We start from the raw sequence: 18,067 nt of genomic DNA on the forward strand, positions 1-18,067 counted from the left end.
CGACGGCGGACAGCCGCCGGTAGCGTCATGGTCATGAACCCTCAATCGACGGATGAAATCGAAAGTCTGAGTCCAGACGAATGCTTTGAATTGCTTGGCCAAGCAGCCGTTGGCAGGCTAGCCGTCATTGTCGAGGACCATCCGGACATTTTCCCCGTGAACTACGTCGTGGACCACGGATCAATCGTCTTCCGCACAGGCACCGGCACGAAATTCTGGAACACGATGCGCCATCCCTGCGCGCTCGAAATCGATGGTTTCGATGCGGGCACCGGGAAGGCCTGGAGCGTCGTCGCCAGAGGGCAGGCGCACTTCATCGTCGACCCGCGTGAAAAGGCGGCAGCCGATGCCCTCCACCTGGATCCCTGGCAGCCGGGCAGCAAGAGCCACTATCTGCGTTTGACCTTGGATGCCCTCACTGGTCGACGGTTCAAGGCCACCCGGCCCGATATCTGGAACACTCCCCTGTGGGATGCGCGCTCCGAGCTGTTCCACTGACTTTTGCTGCCGGCGTCGCCGACGGTACGTCTTGCCCTAGCTTGATGGAGCATCATGAAAGCACTCGTCTATGGCGGACCCGGACAAAAGTCCTGGACGGACGTCCCTGATCCCCACATCGTCAACCCCACCGACGCCGTCGTCCGCATCGATACCACCACAATCTGCGGGACGGACCTTCATATCCTCAAAGGCGACGTTCCGGCGGTCCAGGAGGGACGGGTCCTTGGGCATGAGGGCGTCGGAACGGTCACCGAAGTGGGTTCGTCCGTCACCGGGCTCAGGACCGGAGACCGCGTCCTCATTTCCTGCATCAAGTCCTGCGGACATTGCGGCAACTGCAAGAAGGGCCTCTACTCGCACTGCTCCGGGGAGGAGGGCCAAGCAGGAACCGGTTGGATCTTTGGCCATCTCATTGACGGCACCCAAGCCGAGTACGTGCGTGTCCCCTACGCGGACAACTCGCTCTACAAACTGCCCCACGGGGTCACCGATGACCAAGCCGTCATGCTCTCGGACATCCTGCCCACGGCGTTCGAAATCGGAGTCCAAGCCGGTCGCATCAAGCCAGGCGACGTCGTCGCCGTCGTCGGAGCGGGCCCCATCGGCCTCGCCGCGATAGCCACATCAGGCCTCCACGGCGCCGCCACAATCATCGCCATAGACCCGGACGAAGGGCGCCTTCTCCGGGCCCGGGAGTTCGGCGCAACAGGGGTCGTGAACCCCTCCGGTCCTGCTTGGATCAGCGACGTCATGTCCTTCACCGACGGCGCAGGAGTGGATGTCGCCATCGAAGCAGTCGGGATCCCGGACACCTTCGATATGGCCTTGCGGCTCGTGCGCCCCGGCGGGAATGTGGCCAACATCGGCGTGCACGGAAAGTCCGTTGAACTGCGCCTCCAGGACCTCTGGATCCGCAACATCAACATCAGCATGGGCCTCGTCAACACCAACACGACGCCGATGCTCCTCCGCCTGGTGGCCCAGCACAAGATCCCCGCCGAGAAATTCGCGACGCACCACTTCACCCTGGGACAGATCATCGATGCTTACGACACTTTCTCAAGGGCGGCTGAAACACACGCCCTGAAGGTCATCCTCAGCCGGGAATCCCACCACTAGGCAACCGTTGCTGAAGCTCCTTCCCCGAATCGGCACCCAAGAGCGGCGGCTCCCATGGCCACAATTCTGCGCTTTCCGCTCGTCGCGGCCACACTCCTCGTAGGAGTGTGCGTCGGGGCACTGTGGGGCCTCGGTCAAATGCCAGCGGCACAGGCAACAGCGACTATCTATGCGCTAACCGTGGCCGCGTACCGCGCCGTGTCCATGATCAGGGATCTCTTCCGGGGACGGTGGGGCATCGACCTGTTGGCGGTGACGGCCATCGCCAGCACCCTCGTGGTCGGAGAATACCTTGCCTCCCTCATCATCGTCCTCATGCTCACGGGAGGAGACGCCCTGGAGGAATTTGCCCACGGAAGGGCTACGCACGAACTGAAAGCCCTCCTTGAGCGGGCTCCGCGGACCGCGCACCGCGAGACCCCGGGCAACCCGGTGGAAGAGGTTCCCGTGGGGAGCATCCGTTCCGGAGACACACTGTTGGTCAAACCCTCCGAAATCGTCCCAGTGGACGGTCTCTTGCTCTCCCCTGCCGGGACTTTCGATGAATCCTCCTTGACTGGCGAAAGCCTGCCGGTCGAGCACGGCAAGGGCGACCCCGTCATGAGTGGATCGGTTAACGGCGACGAAGCCGTTCGCGTTGTTGCAAGTGCCACCGCTGCAGACTCCCAGTACAGCCGGATCGTGGCCCTGGTCCAAGAAGCCGCGGCGAGCCGCGCCCCCACCGTCAGGCTTGCGGACCGATACGCCGTTCCCTTCACGGTATTCGCCTTCCTGCTGGCAGGAATCGCATGGTACTTCAGTCACGATCCGGAACGGTTTGCCCAGGTGCTCGTCGTTGCGACACCGTGTCCCTTGTTGATCGCAGCACCTGTGGCGTTCCTTGCCGGCACCAGCCGGGCAGCCCACTCGGGAATCATCATCAAGAATGCCGGCACACTCGAACAGCTCGCCCGCGTCAGGACGGCGGTCTTCGACAAGACCGGGACACTGACGCACGGCCGCCCCGCGCTGCACGCCATACAGGTTTCCGCGACCGCCGCGCCAGGCATGTCAGCCGATCGGATACTGCAACTCGCAGCGTCCGCTGAACAGTCGTCCTCGCATGTGCTGGCAGCCTCCGTGATTGATGCAGCACGGACCCGCGGCCTCCATCTGTTGCCCGTCACCAGCGCCAACGAGCACGCGACCCAGGGGGTCACGGCAGTCTGCGGAAGCCAGACTGTAAAGGTGGGCAAAGCTGCCTTCGTCGGCCCAGCCACAAGCGGCTTCGAGAAGGCAGACGTGGCCAGCGGACAACTTGGGATCGCCGTCGGCGTGGACGGGCACTTCGCTGGAACGCTGATCATGAGCGACCCTTTGCGGGAAAACGCGGTGGCCACCCTGGCCCAGCTGCGACGCCTCGGGGTGCGGGAAACCATGCTCCTGACTGGCGACACCCGTTCCACTGCCTCACATATTGCGGCCGAAGCCGGGATAACCCGGGTCCTGGCCGATTGCCTGCCTGCCGACAAGGTGGCCGCCGTCGCCGAATTGAACGACCGACCGGTCCTGATGGTCGGTGATGGAGTCAACGACGCACCTGTCCTCGCCGCGTCCGACGTCGGTGTAGCAATGGGTGCCCGGGGAGCAACCGCGGCCAGCGAATCGGCCGACGTCGTCATCATGCTCGATGACCTATCCAAGGTGGCCGCTGCCGTTGACATCGGCCGGCACACCATCCACATCGCTCGCACCAGCATCTGGACAGGCATTTTCCTTAGCGTGGGGTTGATGGCCGCGGCAGCATACGGCTTCGTCCCGGCGGTTGCCGGGGCTCTCCTGCAGGAGTTGGTAGATCTCGCGACCATCTTGAATGCCCTCCGGGCCTTGGGGCACAGCCGAAAACCGGGGGTCGATTCGCCAGGGCGTGTCCCCCTTGACCGGCTCCGGAAATTGGACCGCGACTTTCGGCCCTAGGCTGCCGGCCGCCCGCCCGACAGGGTGGAGCAACCAAGGCCGGTTGCTTCCGCCCGGCGGCTATGTTTGCTCAACCGGGCGGGTTATCAGCGTCGGGCACTGGACGTTGAGCAGCACATGCTGAGCCACAGAGCCGACGAGCACGCGGGCACCGCCTCTTCCTTTGCAGCCCATGACCAGCAGCCGTGCACGGGTACTGGCGTCCAGGAGCGCTTCGGCCGGCGCACGCTCAAAGTCCAGGATCTTGAGTATGGCCAAACCCGGGTGCCGCCCCTCCAGGCCGTGGACCGATTTGGACAACAGCGCGTGCCCATCGAGTCCAGGTTCTGCAGGCCCGGTCCCGCGCACTGATCTCCCGGACGGTGCAGGAGCGCGGCCGCTACCGGCATGGACGATCACGAGTTCCTGCCCCATTCGCTGCGCCTCGTCAGCTGCACACTCGACGGCGAGTTCGGAGTCCCGGGAACCATCGACACCAACTACTACGCCGGATGACTCGCGCGTTGAGGGGGCTGGCACAATCGCGACGGCGCAATGGCTGATGACCGCGATCTGAAAGCTGACCGAACCGAATCCTTCGCCGTGGTTGCCGGGGCGTCTATCGGTTCCCACGACGACCATTTCCGCATCCGCAGAAAGCTTGCGCATGGTTTCGGCGGGCTCTCCGGAACTCAGTGTCGTCACTACCTCCAGGGAGGGAAACCGTGCGGCGACCCGCGCTGACTCGCCTTTCAGCAGGTCCTTTGCTTCTGCAGTCGCCCCATCGTGGAGGGCCTTCTCCGGGAACGCCCATGGCTCAGGAACGGCATGGACCAGGTTGAGCTGAAGACCAAGATCACGGGCCCGTTCGGCAGCCCAGTCCGCGGCAGCACTACCGACCACGGACCCATCGACACCAACGAGGATCTTTGTCTTCACGAGCCCACGTGCCTTCCCGGAACCAGCAGCAATCTCCCCCCAGTTTCGTCGGCTGCGTCGTTGACCTGCAAGGGCCGTAAGACCCTCCCCGCGAGCGCAATTTCCGGGTTATGTTCCTCGAGGGGTATCGCGTTCCATGGTCGGGTGCCGCGTGGTCTTCCTGAAAGGACGTCAGAGTGCTGATCCTCGTATTGAATCCAGGTTCCTCATCCTTGAAGTACCAGCTACGGCGCCTCGGACCATCTGACCCGAGTCCCGGTATCCTGCTGGAACGGGCCATCAACAGCCCGCAAGAGGGCACGCTGGATCCAGTCTTCCTTGGAAACGTGTTCGACGTGGTCGATGCCGCCATTCGGGACATTACGGGCGGGGAACGCCCTGACGCCATCGGACACAGGGTGGTCCACGGCGGGGATCGCTTCAGTTCTCCGGTCCGTGTTACCCAGACCGTCATGGATGACATCCAGGAACTTGTCGAGTTTGCGCCGCTCCACAACGCGGCCAGCGCGACGTGCATGCGTGCCGCGGCCGCCCGTTGGCCGCGCACGCCCCAGGTGGCCGTATTCGACACGGCCTTCCACCGCACGATTCCCGACCATGCCTCCCGCTACGCCGTTCCGGACGAGCTGCATACGAAATACGGGATCAAGCGTTACGGTTTCCACGGGATCTCCGTCGAGATGGCTTGCCGCCATACGGGGACGTACCTCGGTGTCCCGCCGGGCGCCTTGAATGCGGTGGTGGCGCACCTTGGCAATGGCGCCTCGGTTACCGCCGTACGGGAGGGCCGCAGCGTCGACACGTCCATGGGCATGACCCCCCTGGAGGGGTTGGTCATGGGCACCCGTTCCGGCGATCTGGATCCGTCCATTGTCACCTTACTGCAGCGCCGCGGCCTCGGACCGGATGAAATCGACGAGCTCCTCAACCATCGGGCGGGCCTTCTGGGCCTGGCCGGATCGGCTGACATGCGCGCAATCCAGGACGCCGCACGGCAGGGTGACACCCGTGCGATCCTCGCTTCGGACATGGCCGCCTACCGGCTGGCCAAGTACATCGCCGCTTACAACATGGTGGTCGGCGGGGCTGCTGCCCTGATCCTTACCGGGGGCATTGGCGAACATTCCAGCCGGTTCAGGTCCCAGGTTGTGTCGCGGCTAGGGCCCCTCGGCCTCTTTGTCGACGAAGCCAGGAACCGCTCCGCCGAGACCGGCGTCCGCGTCATCAGCACGGACGCATCGGCTTTTCCGGTCCTGGTGGTCCCGAGCGACGAGGAACGCGCCATCGCCGAGGCGACGGCCGCCGTCGTGCTTTCGGACGAATCGGCGATTCGATGCCTCAACGAAGAGTGACTGATGGACGCCCTGGCGCAATCCCGGCAACGGGAGCGCTGAAGCGGGCGGCGCGGCGCGAGATGTGGTGGGTATCCGGCCGACGGCGCACCGGCGTCGGAAGCTCCGGCAGCTGCTGCGCGGCCCGGGCGAAGAACCATTGCTTGGCGACTTCCACCAGGACCATGTAGACGACGATCATTCCCAGTAGCGACAGGAAGAACGGCACCGGCAATGGATCGAAGCCCAGCAGGCCCGCCAGTGGTGACAACGGCAGGAAGATCCCCGCGGCCACCACTCCCAAGGATGCAGTCAACAGACCAGCCGAAGGGCGGCTTCGCAGGAACGGGACCCGCCGGGTCCGGATGGCGAAAATGATGAGGGTCTGCGTGGCGATGGATTCGATGAACCAGCCTGCCCGGAACTCCCCCGGGACCGCGTTAAAGACGAACAGCATGAGCGCGAAGGTCGCAAAGTCGAAGAGTGAACTGATCGGCCCGAAGAGGAACATGAAGCGCCGTATGAACGCGATGTTCCAATGCGATGGTGCCAACAGCTGTTCCTTGTCCACGCGGTCGCCCGGGATGGCCAATTGGCCGCTGTCGTAGAGCAGGTTGTTGAGCAGGATCTGCCCCGGCAGCATGGGGAGGAAGCTCAGTACCACCGACGCCGTGGCGGCGCTGAACATGTTTCCGAAGTTGCTGGACGTACCCATCAGCACGTATTTAATGGTGTTCGCGAAGATCCTCCGGCCCTCCCTCACGCCCTCGGCCAGGACTCCCAGGTCCTTTTCCAAAAGCACTATGTCGGCGGCGTCCTTGGCGACGTCGGTGGCGCTGTCCACGGAGATCCCGATGTCGGCTTTGTGAAGGGCCAGGGCGTCATTCACACCGTCGCCCATGAAGCCCACCGCTCCGCCGCTTTGGCGCAGCAGGGTGATGATCCGCGCCTTCTGCTCGGGCGAGACGCGGGCAAAGATGGTGGCTTCCCGGGCGGCCGCGGCCAGCTCGGTGTCTGACAATACGTCCACGTCGGCGCCGGTCAGGGTTCCGCCCGAAATCACGCCGAGTTCGGAGCATACTTTTTCGGCGACTTTGGCGTTGTCCCCGGTGGCGATCTTGACGGAGATACCCAGCGTGGCCAATTGTTCCAGGGACGCTCCCGCGTTTGCCTTGGGCCGGTCGAGGAAGACGAGGAAGCCTGCCAGGACGAGGTCCCTTTCGTCAGCAGGCGTGATGTTACTCATCCCCGTGGCTGGACGGGTAGCCACCGCGACGACGCGCGATCCGGCGTCGAACTGTTCGTCCAGCATGGCCTGCACGTTGGGCGACGTCGGCCCGCAGAGGGCGAGCACGTCCTCGGGGGCACCCTTGGTGACCAGGCGTGCGGGGCCGCCGGCTTCCCGCACCAGAACGCTGGTCCGGCGGCGCTGGTGGTCGAAGTCGATCAGGTCGAGGCGCTCAAAGCGGGTGGGATCAAACGGTGCCGCACCCGAGCTTTCCCACAATGCGGCATCCAGCGGATTCTGCCCGGCCGTGGATTGCTTGGCCTCGGAGTAGTCGGTTTCGGTGGCCAGCAGACCCAAGGTGAGGAGTTCGGCGTCGGAGACGTCCGGGGAGGAGGGCAGCGCGCCGATGAAGCTGATGCGCCCCTCGGTGAGGGTGCCCGTCTTATCGGTAACCAGGATGTCCATGTCGCCCAGGTCCTCGATGCAAACCAGCCGTTTGACCAGGACCTTCCGCCGGGCCAGCTGGCGGGTGCCGGTAGCGAGGCTGGTGCTCACGACGGCGGGCAGCAGCTGCGGAGTGATGCCGACGGCGATTGCCAGGGAGAACAGCAGAGACTCGATCAGCGGGCGCTGCAGGAGCAGGTTCGCGATGAAGATCAGCGTGGTGAGCCCGATAGCCACCTGCAAAAGCAGGAACGAGAACCTCTTCAGCCCGAGCTGGAACTCGGTCTGGGGTTGCCGTTCTCCCAGGCCCAGCGCGATACGGCCGAATTCGGCGCGGCCGCCCGTGGCTACGACGACGCCCGTGCAGCCGCCGGACTGGATGACGGTTCCCATGAAGACGCAGGATGCGAGGTCCCCCAGGGACGATCCGGGTGCCACGGGGGCGTGATCTTTGCCGGCCGGCAGGGACTCCCCCGTCAGGATGCTTTCGTCGCAGAGGAGGTTCTTGGTGCTCAGGAGGCGGATGTCGGCGGGGATGATGGCGCCCAGGCTCAGGTGTACGACGTCGCCCGGCACCAGAGCGGTGACGTCCACCTCCTGCGTGGTTCCGTCGCGCAGCACGACGGCGCGGTGGGTTACCCGGGAATGCAAGGCTTCGGAGGCCCGTTCGGCGCGGAATTCATTGGTGAAGCCCAAACCCACGCTGACCAGGAGGATCACGCCGATCACGATCGAATTCGTGGCATCGCCCAGGAAGAGGGAAAGCCCTGCCGTAATGATCAGCAGGATGAGGATGGGGCTGGCGAACTGCCGGCCCAATACCGCCCAACCGTTGGCCCGGTGCGTCCGGACGGCGTTCGGGCCGAGTTGTGCGAGGCGTTCCGCGGCTTCTTTGTTTGTCAGGCCGGCTGGGCTGGAACCCAGATGTTCGAGCACTTGGTCCGGAGGAAGGCATGCGGCCTCGTTGATCGGCAGCTGCATGCGGTGCCGCTCCTTGACGTTGAGATCTGACATGCCGTATCCGTTCGAATGCGTTGCCTGAGGGAGTCGCCCTTGGGATAAGGGTACGGCTTGGGGAGGGAGGACGAGTGCCGTGGGTTGGGCTGTGTCGAGCGGTTGGAAATGGCTACGTGGAGTTGTGATAGCAGCCTCGCAGCGGCGCGGCCTAGGGCCCTATGGCCCTAACCGCCCCGGTGGTGCATCTGACACCGTGAAGACCAGAACAGTCCAGACGCCAGAAACGCGTGCATTCCACGCCGTCGAACCCGGAAGAGGCAAGCCCATGGAAACCGGAACCCCCGTCACCGGCGCGTCGGCCGAAGACTTCGAGCTGTTGAACCGGTACTGGTCCGCGGCCAATTACCTCACGGTGGCCCAGATTTACCTTCAGGAAAACCCTCTACTGAGAGAGCCCTTGCTCCCGCGCCACATCAAGCCCCGGCTCCTTGGTCACTGGGGAACCAGCCCCGGGCTGTCGTTGATCTATGCCCATTTGAACCGCCTGATCAGGCGAACCTCAGCGGAAGTCTTGTTCGTCGCTGGTCCAGGCCACGGCGGTCCCGCCGTCGTCGCCAACGTCTATCTTGAGGGCACCTACTCGGAGATCTATCCCAAAGTGGGGATGGACCTCCAGGGACTCCGGCGCCTTGTCCGGCAATTTTCGACGCCGGGCGGGATCGCGAGCCATGTCGGTCCGGCCACTCCGGGATCCATCCACGAAGGGGGCGAGCTTGGCTACTCCTTGATGCACGCCACGGGCGCGGCCATGGACAACCCCGGACTGATTGTCGCTTGCGTCATCGGCGATGGCGAAGCCGAGACCGGCCCGTTGGAGGCTTCATGGAAGGCGCCATCCTTCCTCAATCCGGCCCGCGACGGCGCCGTGCTACCGATTCTCCATCTGAACGGATACAAGATCTCGGGACCGACTGTCCTGGGCCGCAAATCCGACGAGGACGTCGAAGCGCTGCTCAGTGCCCATGGCTGGGATCCGGTGACCGTCTCCGGCGAGGGCCCGGTGCTTGTCCACCGCGCATTGGCCTCCGCGATGGACGAGTCTTATGGGCGCATCCGCGAACTGCAATCCACGGCGCGTAGCCAGGGCGTGCACGGCCCGGCGCGATGGCCTGCCATCATCCTGCGGACGCCAAAAGGGTGGTCCGGGCCAGCCATGGTGGACGGGCTTCCCGTCGAAGGAACCTTTCGCTCCCACCAAGTGCCCTTGGCAGACGTTCGCGAGAATCCCGAACACCTGGCGCAGCTTGAGGCCTGGATGCGCTCCTACCAGCCGGAAACTCTCTTCGACGACGCGGGCCGGCTCGTCTCCGAACTGGCCGCGCTTGTTCCGGAGGGCAGTCTTCGCATGGGCGCAGCCCGCGCGGGCCGGGGCGGGACAGGGACTGTCCTTGAGATCCCCGGGCTGGAACAGTACGCGGTACCGGCGGCCCCGCGGGGGTCGGTCGTCCACGAAACCACCCGGCCGCTCGGGGAACTGCTCCGGGATGTCTACATCGCTACGGCCCCGGATCCGCGGTTCCGGCTCTTCTGCCCGGACGAAACCAACAGCAACCGGCTCGGGGCTGTCTTCGAGGCCACCGACCGTTGCCTCCTGGAACCGGCGCGAGCCGGCGACCATGCCGCGACGGAAGACCACGTCTCGCCGGGAGGCAGGGTCATGGAAGTCCTGTCCGAACACCTGTGCCAGGGTTGGCTGGAGGGATACCTCCTCACGGGCCGCCATGGACTGTTCGCCAGCTATGAGGCCTTCGCGATGGTCAGCGCGTCGATGACCGTCCAACACGCCAAATGGCTCCAGCATGCGAGGGAACTTGAATGGCGAGCCCCCGTGCCGAGCCTGAACATTCTCCTGACCTCCACCTGCTGGCGCAACGACCACAACGGATTCAGCCACCAAGGGCCCGGACTGATCGATACGGTGCTGTCCCTGTCGGGCACCGTCACCCGCGTCTACCTGCCACCGGACGCAAATACCCTCCTCGTCACTGCCGACCACATCCTTCGCAGCAAGGACTACGTCAATCTGGTGGTCGTAGACAAACAACCGCACCCGCAGTACCTCACCCTGGAGGAGGCGAGGCGCCACGCCGAGGCAGGAGCGTCCATCTGGTCTTGGGCCGGGAACGAGCAGTCCTTCGGCGGCGAGCCCGACGGCGCCCGGGCTGTGCCCGACGTCGTCCTGGCCTGTGCAGGGGACATCCCCACCCAGGAGACGCTGGCCGCAGCCTGGTTGCTGCAAGAACATCTGCCCGGACTCGTGGTCCGCGTTGTCAACGTCATGGATGCCATGGTCCTCCCGCCCCGCGACGCCCACCCCCATGGACTCTCCAGTGAGAAGTTCGAAGAGCTGTTCACGGCAGACCGAGAAGTCATCATGGCCTGGCACGGCTACGCCCGGGCCCTGCACCAACTCCTGCATGGAAGACCCCGCCCGGAACGGTTCCATGTCCGCGGCTACAACGAACAAGGAACCACAACCACCCCCTTCGACATGGTGGTCCTGAACAAAATGAGCCGCTACCACCTGGTCCTGGAAGCGTTGCGTCGCATTCACCGGCAGGTCGGAGGCGCGGACGAACTGGTCGACTTCTGCCGCAGGCAGCTGGATGCACATGCGCGATACATCCGGGAACACTTCGAAGACCTCCCGGAAATACGGAACTGGTCCTGGACGCCGCACCTTCCCTAGCGGGAGGAAAAGGAAGGTGCCGTCGAGGAGAAGTGCGGAAAACTGTGACCCAACAACCAGCCCTGAACCATCCCGGTGCCGAGGTGGGCCGCTCGCCCGCTGGATCCGGGTTGTCCAACGCCGAGGTCCTGGCCCGGACGGAAGCAGGACTCGTCAACACCGTTTCGGAGGCTCCAAGCAGAACGCTCGGGCAGATCTTCCGGGCAAACCTCCTGACGCTGTTCAACGTGATCGTGGGCTGCAGCTTCGGCCTGCTGCTTCTTCTGGGCCAGTGGAAGGATGCGCTCTTTGGGCTGGCAGCCGCAGGCAATATCCTCATTGGTGTCGTTCAGGAATACCGGGCCAAAAAGTCACTGGATCGACTCGCGATTCTCGACGCCTCCCCCGCCCGGGTGGTTCGCGACGGCACGGCGCAGGATGTTGACCTGCAAGACGTCGTCCGCGACGACGTGCTCGTGCTGCGAGTCGGCGACCAGGTGCCCGCGGATGCTTCCATCATCGACGGCGAAGGCCTGGAACTTGACGAATCGCTCCTCACCGGCGAATCACATCCCGTGAGCAAGGGACCGGGATCCGAAGTGCTCTCCGGCTCCAGCGTCGTCGCCGGGAACGGCAGGGCCCGGGTGGTCCGGGTCGGCGCCGACTCCTTCGCCAGCAAACTGACCGCCGAGGCCAAACGCTTCTCTATGGTCAACTCCGAGATCCGCAATAGCCTCAACAGGATCCTCCGTTGGATCACCTGGCTGTTGCCGCCCGTCATGATTCTTGTCATCAACGGGCAAATGCAGGCGAGCGGTGGTTGGGAGCAAGCCATCACAACCGGAAGCTGGAGGACCGCTTCCGTGGGGGCGGTCGCCAGCGTCATAGCCATGATCCCGCTGGGCCTGGTGCTCCTCTCCAGCGTCGCTTTCGCTGTCGGCGGGCTGCGGCTGGCCCGTCAGGAAGTCCTGATCCAGGAGTTGGCGGCCGTTGAAGGCCTCGCTCGTGTGGACGTGTTCTGCCTGGACAAGACCGGCACCCTCACCGAAGGCAAGCTCGTGTTCGACGGCGTCCACGAGGCCGGTCCGTCGCCGCAACCCGGGTGGAGGCAGGTTCTGGGATGGTTCGGGACCGACCCGCAGGCCAATGCCACCGCCCGGTGTCTTGCCGATGCCTTCCCCTCGGGCACAAGCCTTCGCCCGAGCTCGACGGTGCCGTTTTCTTCTGCACGGAAATGGAGCGCCGTCAGCTTCGGCTCAGACCAATTCGTCGGCGGCACCTGGGTGCTGGGCGCTCCGGAGATTGTCCTTCGCGAAGACACTCCAGGCACAGCTCGCATTGTTGGGGCAGCAGGCCGCTTGGCCTCAACCGGCCTGCGTACCATGGCCCTGACCTACTTGCCCGGCCCGTTGCCGGCACGGGCCGCAGCGGAGGATCAACCCCCGGCCGATTGTGCCCCGGTATGCCTGCTGACCTTCCGGGAGAGCGTGCGCCCGGATGCTGCAAAGATCCTTGACTACTTCCGCGAGCAGGACGTGAAGGTGAGGATCTTCTCCGGCGACGATCCCCGCACCGTTGCGGCCGTCGCCCGCGAGGTCGGGCTGGACGCGGGATACGGGTACGACGCACGGGAATTGCCGGTCGATCCGGACCTGCTGCTGGAAGCTCTGGAGAACAACGTGGTATTCGGGCGGGTCTCCCCGGAACAAAAGAAGGACATGGTCCTTGCACTGCAGCGGGGAGGCCATACTGTCGCGATGACCGGGGACGGGGTCAACGACGCGCTGGCACTCAAGGAAGCGGACATAGGTATCGCCATGGACTCGGCCGCGGCCGCCACCAAGGCCGTGTCCCGCCTTGTCCTCCTGGACGGACGCTTCGACAGGCTTCCCGGCGTGGTTGCGGAAGGCAGGCGGGTCATCGCGAATATTGAACGGGTTTCGGTCCTGTTCCTTAGCAAGACCGCCTACGCCATCGTCCTCTCCGCCACCTTCGGAGCACTTCTGTGGGACTTCCCGTTCCTGCCGCGCCAACTCTCCGCCACAGACGGCCTCACCATCGGAATTCCGGCGTTCTTCCTTGCGCTCATGCCCAACAACCGCCGCTACACCCCGGGATTCCTCAAACGCTCCCTCTCCTTCGCTGTGCCTTCCGGGTTCGTCGTCGCTGCCGCCGTCCTTGCCGTCAACGTCTACGCAACGGTTGTCGGTGCGCACACAGTCAGTGCCACCCGCACAGCTTCCGTTCTCGCGCTATCACTCACGGGTCTATGGATACTGGCAGCCATTTCGCGCCCGCTCAACCTGCGACGCGCAACCATCATCGGAACGATGTACCTGGGCTTGGTCTTCGTGCTGGGAACGCCCCTCCTCCAAGACTTCTTCGGCTTGGAATGGCCACCGAACGATCTTTTAATGACGGCACTTGGAAGCGCGCTCGGCGGAATCCTGGCTATCGAAGCCCTTCACCGGTTCCAGAGCCGGCGAAACGCGCGGAACTAGCCCCGCGCCGCGGAAGCCCTGCTCATTGCCGGCGCCGTAGAGCAGCCCGGCGAGCCGCGAGCTCCGTTTCGTCAATCTCGCCCCGGGCGAAGCGCTCATTGAGGATACGTTCGGAATCATCATGGGGCGGCCCTTGGAAACCCCGTCCGCCCGTGTGGTTCCCCCGCAGCAGGAGGACAACCAAGGTGGCAATGCCACCCCAGAACAGCAACATCATCAGCCCCATGGCGATCCAGCCGCCGATGCCGATGCTTCCACCCCATCCATACATCATGACCAATTTCCCTTTTGAACTGGATTGCGTGCCTGGGTCCAGTGTCGCCCGTTTCCGGTCCGTTCCACAGGGCATTTAGTCACACCGCCGGGCCTTTCGGCCCTACAGCAGGAGAATGGCCCCCAATAGGCTGCTGGGAGTTGCAGGTGTTCACACCCGCGATCAGGTGCCCGAAAGACGAGCTAGACACATAGGAGCAGGCATGTCACTCCCCAGCATGGACGCAGGCCGCGTTGACGGCGGACTGCACGTCGCGGAAGAACTTAGCCAGGAACAGTGCTGGGATCTTTTGCGTTCAAATACCACAGGTCGCTTCGGTTTTCTCCAGCAAGGCCGGGTGATGATCCTCCCCGTGAACTACTTGGTGGACGGCCAGTCCATCTACTTCCGCACTGCCGGGGATGGATCCATCGCCGAGGCAGTCCCGTCGCTCGAGTCGTCCTTTCAGATCGACGATTCACGTGCCGATCGCAGCGAAGGTTGGTCTGTGCTCGTCAGTGGGGCTTCCTCCCGTGTTGAGGATCAGGACCTGCTGACCAGGCTGTGGGGAAAGGTCATGGCGGAGCCTTGGGCCGGTGGAGAACGGAATCTCTTTATCCGGATCCACGCCGAGAGTGTCACCGGACGCCACGTGCATCTGGAGTGAGCTTCTGGAGTAAGACTTGAGCCGCTCCACATTCAATCACCCTCGCGGGTAAGGAGACCATGGACACCGCGGAAGAAATCATCGTTGGCTACGACGGGTCCGCCGGGGCTGTCCCGGCTGTCCGCTGGGCTGCCCGCCAGGCGGCCCAGCGGAACTGCGGACTGCACGTGGTCCACAGCACCCTGTGGCCGGCAATCACCCATGATCTGGGTCCCGTGCCTGGCATCGAAGGCAGCGGGTTGCGACGCGCGGCCGAGGACATTCTGGCCGAGGGCGTGGCACAGGTCCTCGATGCGGTTCCCGGATTGGCCGTCAAGACGACGCTGTTCTATGGGTGGCCAGCCGAACACCTCAGGACACTCTCTTCCGGCGCCGCCTTGCTCGTCGTTGGAACCAGGGGCGCGGGGGGCTTCATGGGACTGCTGATCGGCTCCGTCAGCTTGGAACTCGCGGCAACAGCCGATTGCCCCGTCGCTGTCATCCGCGGCGGAGAACACCTGGGCGGTCCGGTTGTCGTCGGCGTCGACTTCGACGATTGGGAGCTGCCGCTTCGGCATGCCTGCGACCTGGCGGCCTTGTCCGGGACTCCCCTTCGATTGGTGCACGTCCGGAAGAAGCACCGGATTCCACGCCCTATCCCTGACGCGGCGACGTCGGCCCAAGACCATGTTGAACCACGAATCCAGGCGCTTCTTGACTCTGCGGTGCAGAGCGCCCACCAAACAATTCCGGACCTCGACGTCCAAAAAAGATCGCCGGTTGGAACGTCCATCCCTGGGTCCATTTTGGCGGAGGCTCAAGATGCGTCCATCATCGTCGTCGGGACGAAAGGACGCGGACTGGTTCGGGGCACTATCGGTTCAACTGCCCATGCTGTCCTTCATCACGCCGCATGTCCGGTCCTGTTGGCGCGCCGGCCAAGCGCGGATCTCCGGTGAAGCAGATGGTGTTCAGTACAAGTCGCCAGGGGCCAGCTCGTCGTTTTCCGGGCCCCGGTGAATCCGTCTCCCGGTGATGGACGTCGGGACGATCTCAACGAACACCCGCTTCTTTGTGGAGGTCAATTGTTGGCGGGGAATCCTTTCGGCGGCTTCAATCTCGGCACCGGATTCAAGTTGCCGCGCCTTGCCTTTAACTACGACGCTCCAGACGGATTGGCTACCGACCCCGTCAGTTTCCAACGCAACTTTGTCATTGATCGTGAGCGCGAACAGCTTCTCCCCTGGATTTGTCCGGAGGAGGATCTTCCCGTCGTGGGCAACGAAATTGATCGGATAGATCTCAGGTTCGTTGGCGATGCTCAATGCCAACCGCCCCAACGTCGCACCCAAAAGGATATTCCAGCATTCTTCCTCGCTCAGGACTTCCACGGGGTTTGCGGTATCCGGTGACATGGCGGGGTCCTTTCGATGGTCGGCATTCCAAGCCATTCCAGCATGCATGCGGCCGGCGCTATCCAATAGGGCCCTTGGACCCGTGTCTGTTGGCCGGCAAGCTTGTAGCGTCATGCATAGGAAGGCGTCCCGTCCAAGGTCCGCCTTTCGTCGAAAGAGGCCGTGATGCTCGGAATAAGGATGCTCGGAATACACCAGGCGGATGCCGGAATGCCGGATGGCGGAGTCTATTTCCAGTGGGGTGACTTCCTGATCCAATTCGGCAATCTGGTGGTCATTGCCACGATGGTCGTGCTATTCATTCTCGCCTTGGTGATTCCGTTTCCACACGGTAGGAAACGGAAATGACTGCCGACCACGGCCCGGTTTCGACTACCGACGACGGCGAACCACGATTCTCCACTTGGACAGGAAAGGCCCGGGGCTGGGTGTTGCGCCGGCTACCGCCGGACAAGCTGCTTCCTGAAGGCCAACCGAGTTACGTGTCGTCCTGGATTTACGTCTTCGGCATGGGCGCCGTTGCCGCGTTCGTCTACATCCTCGCTTCGGGCGCTGTGCTGGCCCTGAATGGGCCCACGTGGTTCCATGCCTCGGCCTTAGGGCGTTTCATTAACAGCACCCATCTGTGGAGCGTTGAACTGTTCTTCATGTTCATGGTGATCCACCTCTGGGGCAAGTTCTGGATGGCCGCCTGGCGGGGCGGGCGCGTGCTGACCTGGATCACCGGGATGGTCGCGTTCGTCGTCTCGATCGTGACCGCCTTTACCGGTTACCTGCTTCAAAGCAATTTCGACTCGCAGTGGATCGCCTTCCAAGCCAAAGACGCCCTTAACGCCGTCGGTGTGGGCGCATGGTTCAACGTCGCCGATCTGGGCCAGATACTCATGTGGCACATCACGCTCCTCCCACTGGTCGTGGCCGTCGTTGTCGCCCTCCATGTTGTTCTCGTGCGGATGCACGGCGTGGCGCCCCCGTTGGAGGCAGCCGAATCTGACGCCCAGCTACGCTCACCCGCGCCAAACCCGGCAACTGACAGCGAGGACAAAAAGTGACCAAATCCCCAGCGTCAACCTCGTGGCGCACGCGAAACGACATCGCCAGCAGGCCATGGCCCGGCACGACGCGCGAATATGACCTGTTCAAGGAACTTGTTGTTGGGCTGGTGGTTGTTGGCTTGCTTGTCCTGGGACTCTCAGCGGTTTTCAGCTCGCCGGACGAACCAACGGTTACCCTGAAGTCCTGGGCCATGGCCGACCCCGCGGACTTCGTGGCGACAGCCACCACGGAACTCGGGGGCACCAGCGGCACCGCGGGATATGGGCCGCCCTACAACTCGACGCCCGATGCCACCCAAAAACTCGGACCGATCGACCTGCAGAGCCTTTCCGGCGTACGGCTTCCGATCGACACCGCCAACGACTTCATCATCAGCCCGCTCCAAACCCTACCGAACCCTCCGGCGGCGATCGACGAATGGACCAAGGCAAGCGACGCCCAACACGCTGCCTGGACCACCGCGTACGGGGATGCACTCAGCAAAGCCCCGGACAACGACCCGGCGAAGGTTCCGCCCGGCGACTACGGCCCGGTACCCGCCCTCACCGGAGCCCTTCTGGCCATGGCGCAGCAAGGGACCCTTGATCCGGTCCTGGGCGCAAAGGGCTCGTTCTACAACACCGATTACAAAGCCAGCATCTTGTTCCTCGGCGACGGCAGCTACTTCCCTGGCCTCGCCGACGCCCAGCATCTGACAGGCGACCAGTGGGGAGTGATGAATGAAACCGGCAACTACCCCGGCCAGTCGTGGCTGTGGCTCTTCTCGGCCCTCTACCAAGTGGAACCCTTCAAATCATCGCCGAACGCGGACGTCCTCGTCGTGTTTTCCATGGTGATCCTGACGCTGCTCCTCACCCTGGTGCCCTTCATCCCCGGGCTCAGGTCATTGCCTCGCCGCATCCCCGTGCACCGCCTGATCTGGCGGGACTACTACAAGCACCGCTAGGCCAACGCGCGAACTGCACCGGAATACAAGGGCCTTTAGGCTATTCAAAACTTTGTGAAAACTGCGTA

The 18,067-nt window shown here is 63.8% G+C and carries 14 protein-coding genes; 10 read left to right on the forward strand and 4 right to left on the reverse strand.

The window, feature by feature from the left end; translation table 11 throughout:
• Positions 1–33 precede the first annotated feature (33 nt).
• The 3 genes from AC3WJU_RS10535 to AC3WJU_RS10545 are packed head-to-tail and all read left to right on the forward strand — an operon-like array spanning position 34 to position 3,576.
• Positions 34–498, forward strand: coding sequence for a pyridoxamine 5'-phosphate oxidase family protein (locus AC3WJU_RS10535; protein ID WP_307053709.1), 465 nt, complete (start codon positions 34–36; stop codon positions 496–498).
• Positions 499–552: 54 nt separating this feature from the next.
• The gene (locus AC3WJU_RS10540) at positions 553–1,620 is read left to right on the forward strand and encodes a zinc-dependent alcohol dehydrogenase family protein (protein ID WP_059389005.1); all 1,068 of its coding nucleotides are present in this window, start codon (positions 553–555) and stop codon (positions 1,618–1,620) included.
• 54 nt (positions 1,621–1,674) lie between these two features.
• Entirely contained in the window at positions 1,675–3,576 is a 1,902-nt protein-coding gene (locus tag AC3WJU_RS10545; protein ID WP_492259821.1) for a heavy metal translocating P-type ATPase, read from the forward strand.
• A gap of 60 nt (positions 3,577–3,636) precedes the next feature.
• On the opposite strand, the gene AC3WJU_RS10550 is transcribed toward AC3WJU_RS10545, so the two are convergent.
• The gene (locus tag AC3WJU_RS10550; RefSeq protein ID WP_492259822.1) at positions 3,637–4,494 is read right to left on the reverse strand and encodes a universal stress protein; all 858 of its coding nucleotides are present in this window, start codon (positions 4,492–4,494) and stop codon (positions 3,637–3,639) included.
• Between the two features lie 176 nt (positions 4,495–4,670).
• Between AC3WJU_RS10550 and AC3WJU_RS10555 the strand changes: the two genes are divergently transcribed.
• A complete protein-coding gene (locus AC3WJU_RS10555) occupies positions 4,671–5,846 on the forward strand; it encodes an acetate/propionate family kinase (RefSeq protein WP_441437550.1) in 1,176 nt (391 codons plus the stop codon).
• On the opposite strand, the gene mgtA is transcribed toward AC3WJU_RS10555, so the two are convergent.
• Positions 5,833–8,511: a magnesium-translocating P-type ATPase gene (gene mgtA, locus AC3WJU_RS10560; RefSeq protein WP_492259823.1), complete on the reverse strand. Its 2,679-nt coding sequence runs from the start codon at positions 8,509–8,511 to the stop codon at positions 5,833–5,835. The two genes, AC3WJU_RS10555 and mgtA, sit on opposite strands and share 14 nt — an antisense overlap.
• Positions 8,512–8,779: 268 nt before the next feature.
• Here mgtA and AC3WJU_RS10565 point away from each other — a divergent pair, with 268 nt between their 5' ends.
• Together AC3WJU_RS10565 and AC3WJU_RS10570 are read left to right on the forward strand one after the other, a co-directional pair.
• The gene (locus AC3WJU_RS10565) at positions 8,780–11,203 is read left to right on the forward strand and encodes a phosphoketolase family protein (protein ID WP_492259824.1); all 2,424 of its coding nucleotides are present in this window, start codon (positions 8,780–8,782) and stop codon (positions 11,201–11,203) included.
• Positions 11,204–11,247: 44 nt separating this feature from the next.
• Positions 11,248–13,683, forward strand: coding sequence for an HAD-IC family P-type ATPase (locus tag AC3WJU_RS10570; RefSeq protein ID WP_492259825.1), 2,436 nt, complete (start codon positions 11,248–11,250; stop codon positions 13,681–13,683).
• A 22-nt stretch (positions 13,684–13,705) separates the two neighbouring features.
• Here the strand turns inward: AC3WJU_RS10570 and AC3WJU_RS10575 are convergent, their stop codons facing one another.
• Entirely contained in the window at positions 13,706–13,957 is a 252-nt protein-coding gene (locus AC3WJU_RS10575) for an SHOCT domain-containing protein (protein WP_284989221.1), read from the reverse strand.
• A gap of 202 nt (positions 13,958–14,159) precedes the next feature.
• Between AC3WJU_RS10575 and AC3WJU_RS10580 the strand changes: the two genes are divergently transcribed.
• Positions 14,160–14,603 carry a pyridoxamine 5'-phosphate oxidase family protein gene (locus AC3WJU_RS10580; protein ID WP_284989222.1) on the forward strand — a complete coding sequence of 148 codons (444 nt, stop codon included), beginning with the start codon at positions 14,160–14,162 and terminating at the stop codon, positions 14,601–14,603.
• 59 nt (positions 14,604–14,662) lie between these two features.
• On the forward strand, positions 14,663–15,541 hold the full coding sequence (locus AC3WJU_RS10585; protein ID WP_059389009.1) for a universal stress protein: 879 nt from the start codon (positions 14,663–14,665) through the stop codon (positions 15,539–15,541).
• A 12-nt stretch (positions 15,542–15,553) separates the two neighbouring features.
• Here the strand turns inward: AC3WJU_RS10585 and AC3WJU_RS10590 are convergent, their stop codons facing one another.
• Complete coding sequence (locus tag AC3WJU_RS10590) at positions 15,554–16,255, reverse strand: pyridoxamine 5'-phosphate oxidase family protein (protein WP_284989224.1); 702 nt, start codon at positions 16,253–16,255, stop codon at positions 15,554–15,556.
• An 86-nt stretch (positions 16,256–16,341) separates the two neighbouring features.
• On the opposite strand from AC3WJU_RS10590, the gene AC3WJU_RS10595 reads away from it, so the two are divergent.
• Positions 16,342–17,049 carry a cytochrome b N-terminal domain-containing protein gene (locus AC3WJU_RS10595; protein WP_332602331.1) on the forward strand — a complete coding sequence of 236 codons (708 nt, stop codon included), beginning with the start codon at positions 16,342–16,344 and terminating at the stop codon, positions 17,047–17,049.
• Positions 17,046–17,999 carry a hypothetical protein gene (locus tag AC3WJU_RS10600; RefSeq protein WP_492259826.1) on the forward strand — a complete coding sequence of 318 codons (954 nt, stop codon included), beginning with the start codon at positions 17,046–17,048 and terminating at the stop codon, positions 17,997–17,999. Before AC3WJU_RS10595 ends, AC3WJU_RS10600 begins: the two co-directional genes overlap by 4 nt.
• Positions 18,000–18,067 lie beyond the last annotated feature (68 nt).

This window comes from Arthrobacter sp. FW306-1B-F12A, from assembly GCF_058781865.1.

Excerpts from the sequence above, each read along its gene's own strand:
- AC3WJU_RS10535 (WP_307053709.1), top strand. The coding sequence starts at position 34 with ATGAACCCTCAATCGACGGATGAAATCGAAAGTCTGAGTCCAGACGAA.
- AC3WJU_RS10540 (WP_059389005.1), top strand. The coding sequence starts at position 553 with ATGAAAGCACTCGTCTATGGCGGACCCGGACAAAAGTCCTGGACGGAC.
- AC3WJU_RS10545 (WP_492259821.1), top strand. The coding sequence starts at position 1,675 with ATGGCCACAATTCTGCGCTTTCCGCTCGTCGCGGCCACACTCCTCGTA.
- mgtA (WP_492259823.1), bottom strand. The coding sequence starts at position 8,511 with ATGTCAGATCTCAACGTCAAGGAGCGGCACCGCATGCAGCTGCCGATC.
- AC3WJU_RS10565 (WP_492259824.1), top strand. The coding sequence starts at position 8,780 with ATGGAAACCGGAACCCCCGTCACCGGCGCGTCGGCCGAAGACTTCGAG.
- AC3WJU_RS10575 (WP_284989221.1), bottom strand. The coding sequence starts at position 13,957 with ATGATGTATGGATGGGGTGGAAGCATCGGCATCGGCGGCTGGATCGCC.
- AC3WJU_RS10580 (WP_284989222.1), top strand. The coding sequence starts at position 14,160 with ATGTCACTCCCCAGCATGGACGCAGGCCGCGTTGACGGCGGACTGCAC.
- AC3WJU_RS10585 (WP_059389009.1), top strand. The coding sequence starts at position 14,663 with ATGGACACCGCGGAAGAAATCATCGTTGGCTACGACGGGTCCGCCGGG.
- AC3WJU_RS10595 (WP_332602331.1), top strand. The coding sequence starts at position 16,342 with ATGACTGCCGACCACGGCCCGGTTTCGACTACCGACGACGGCGAACCA.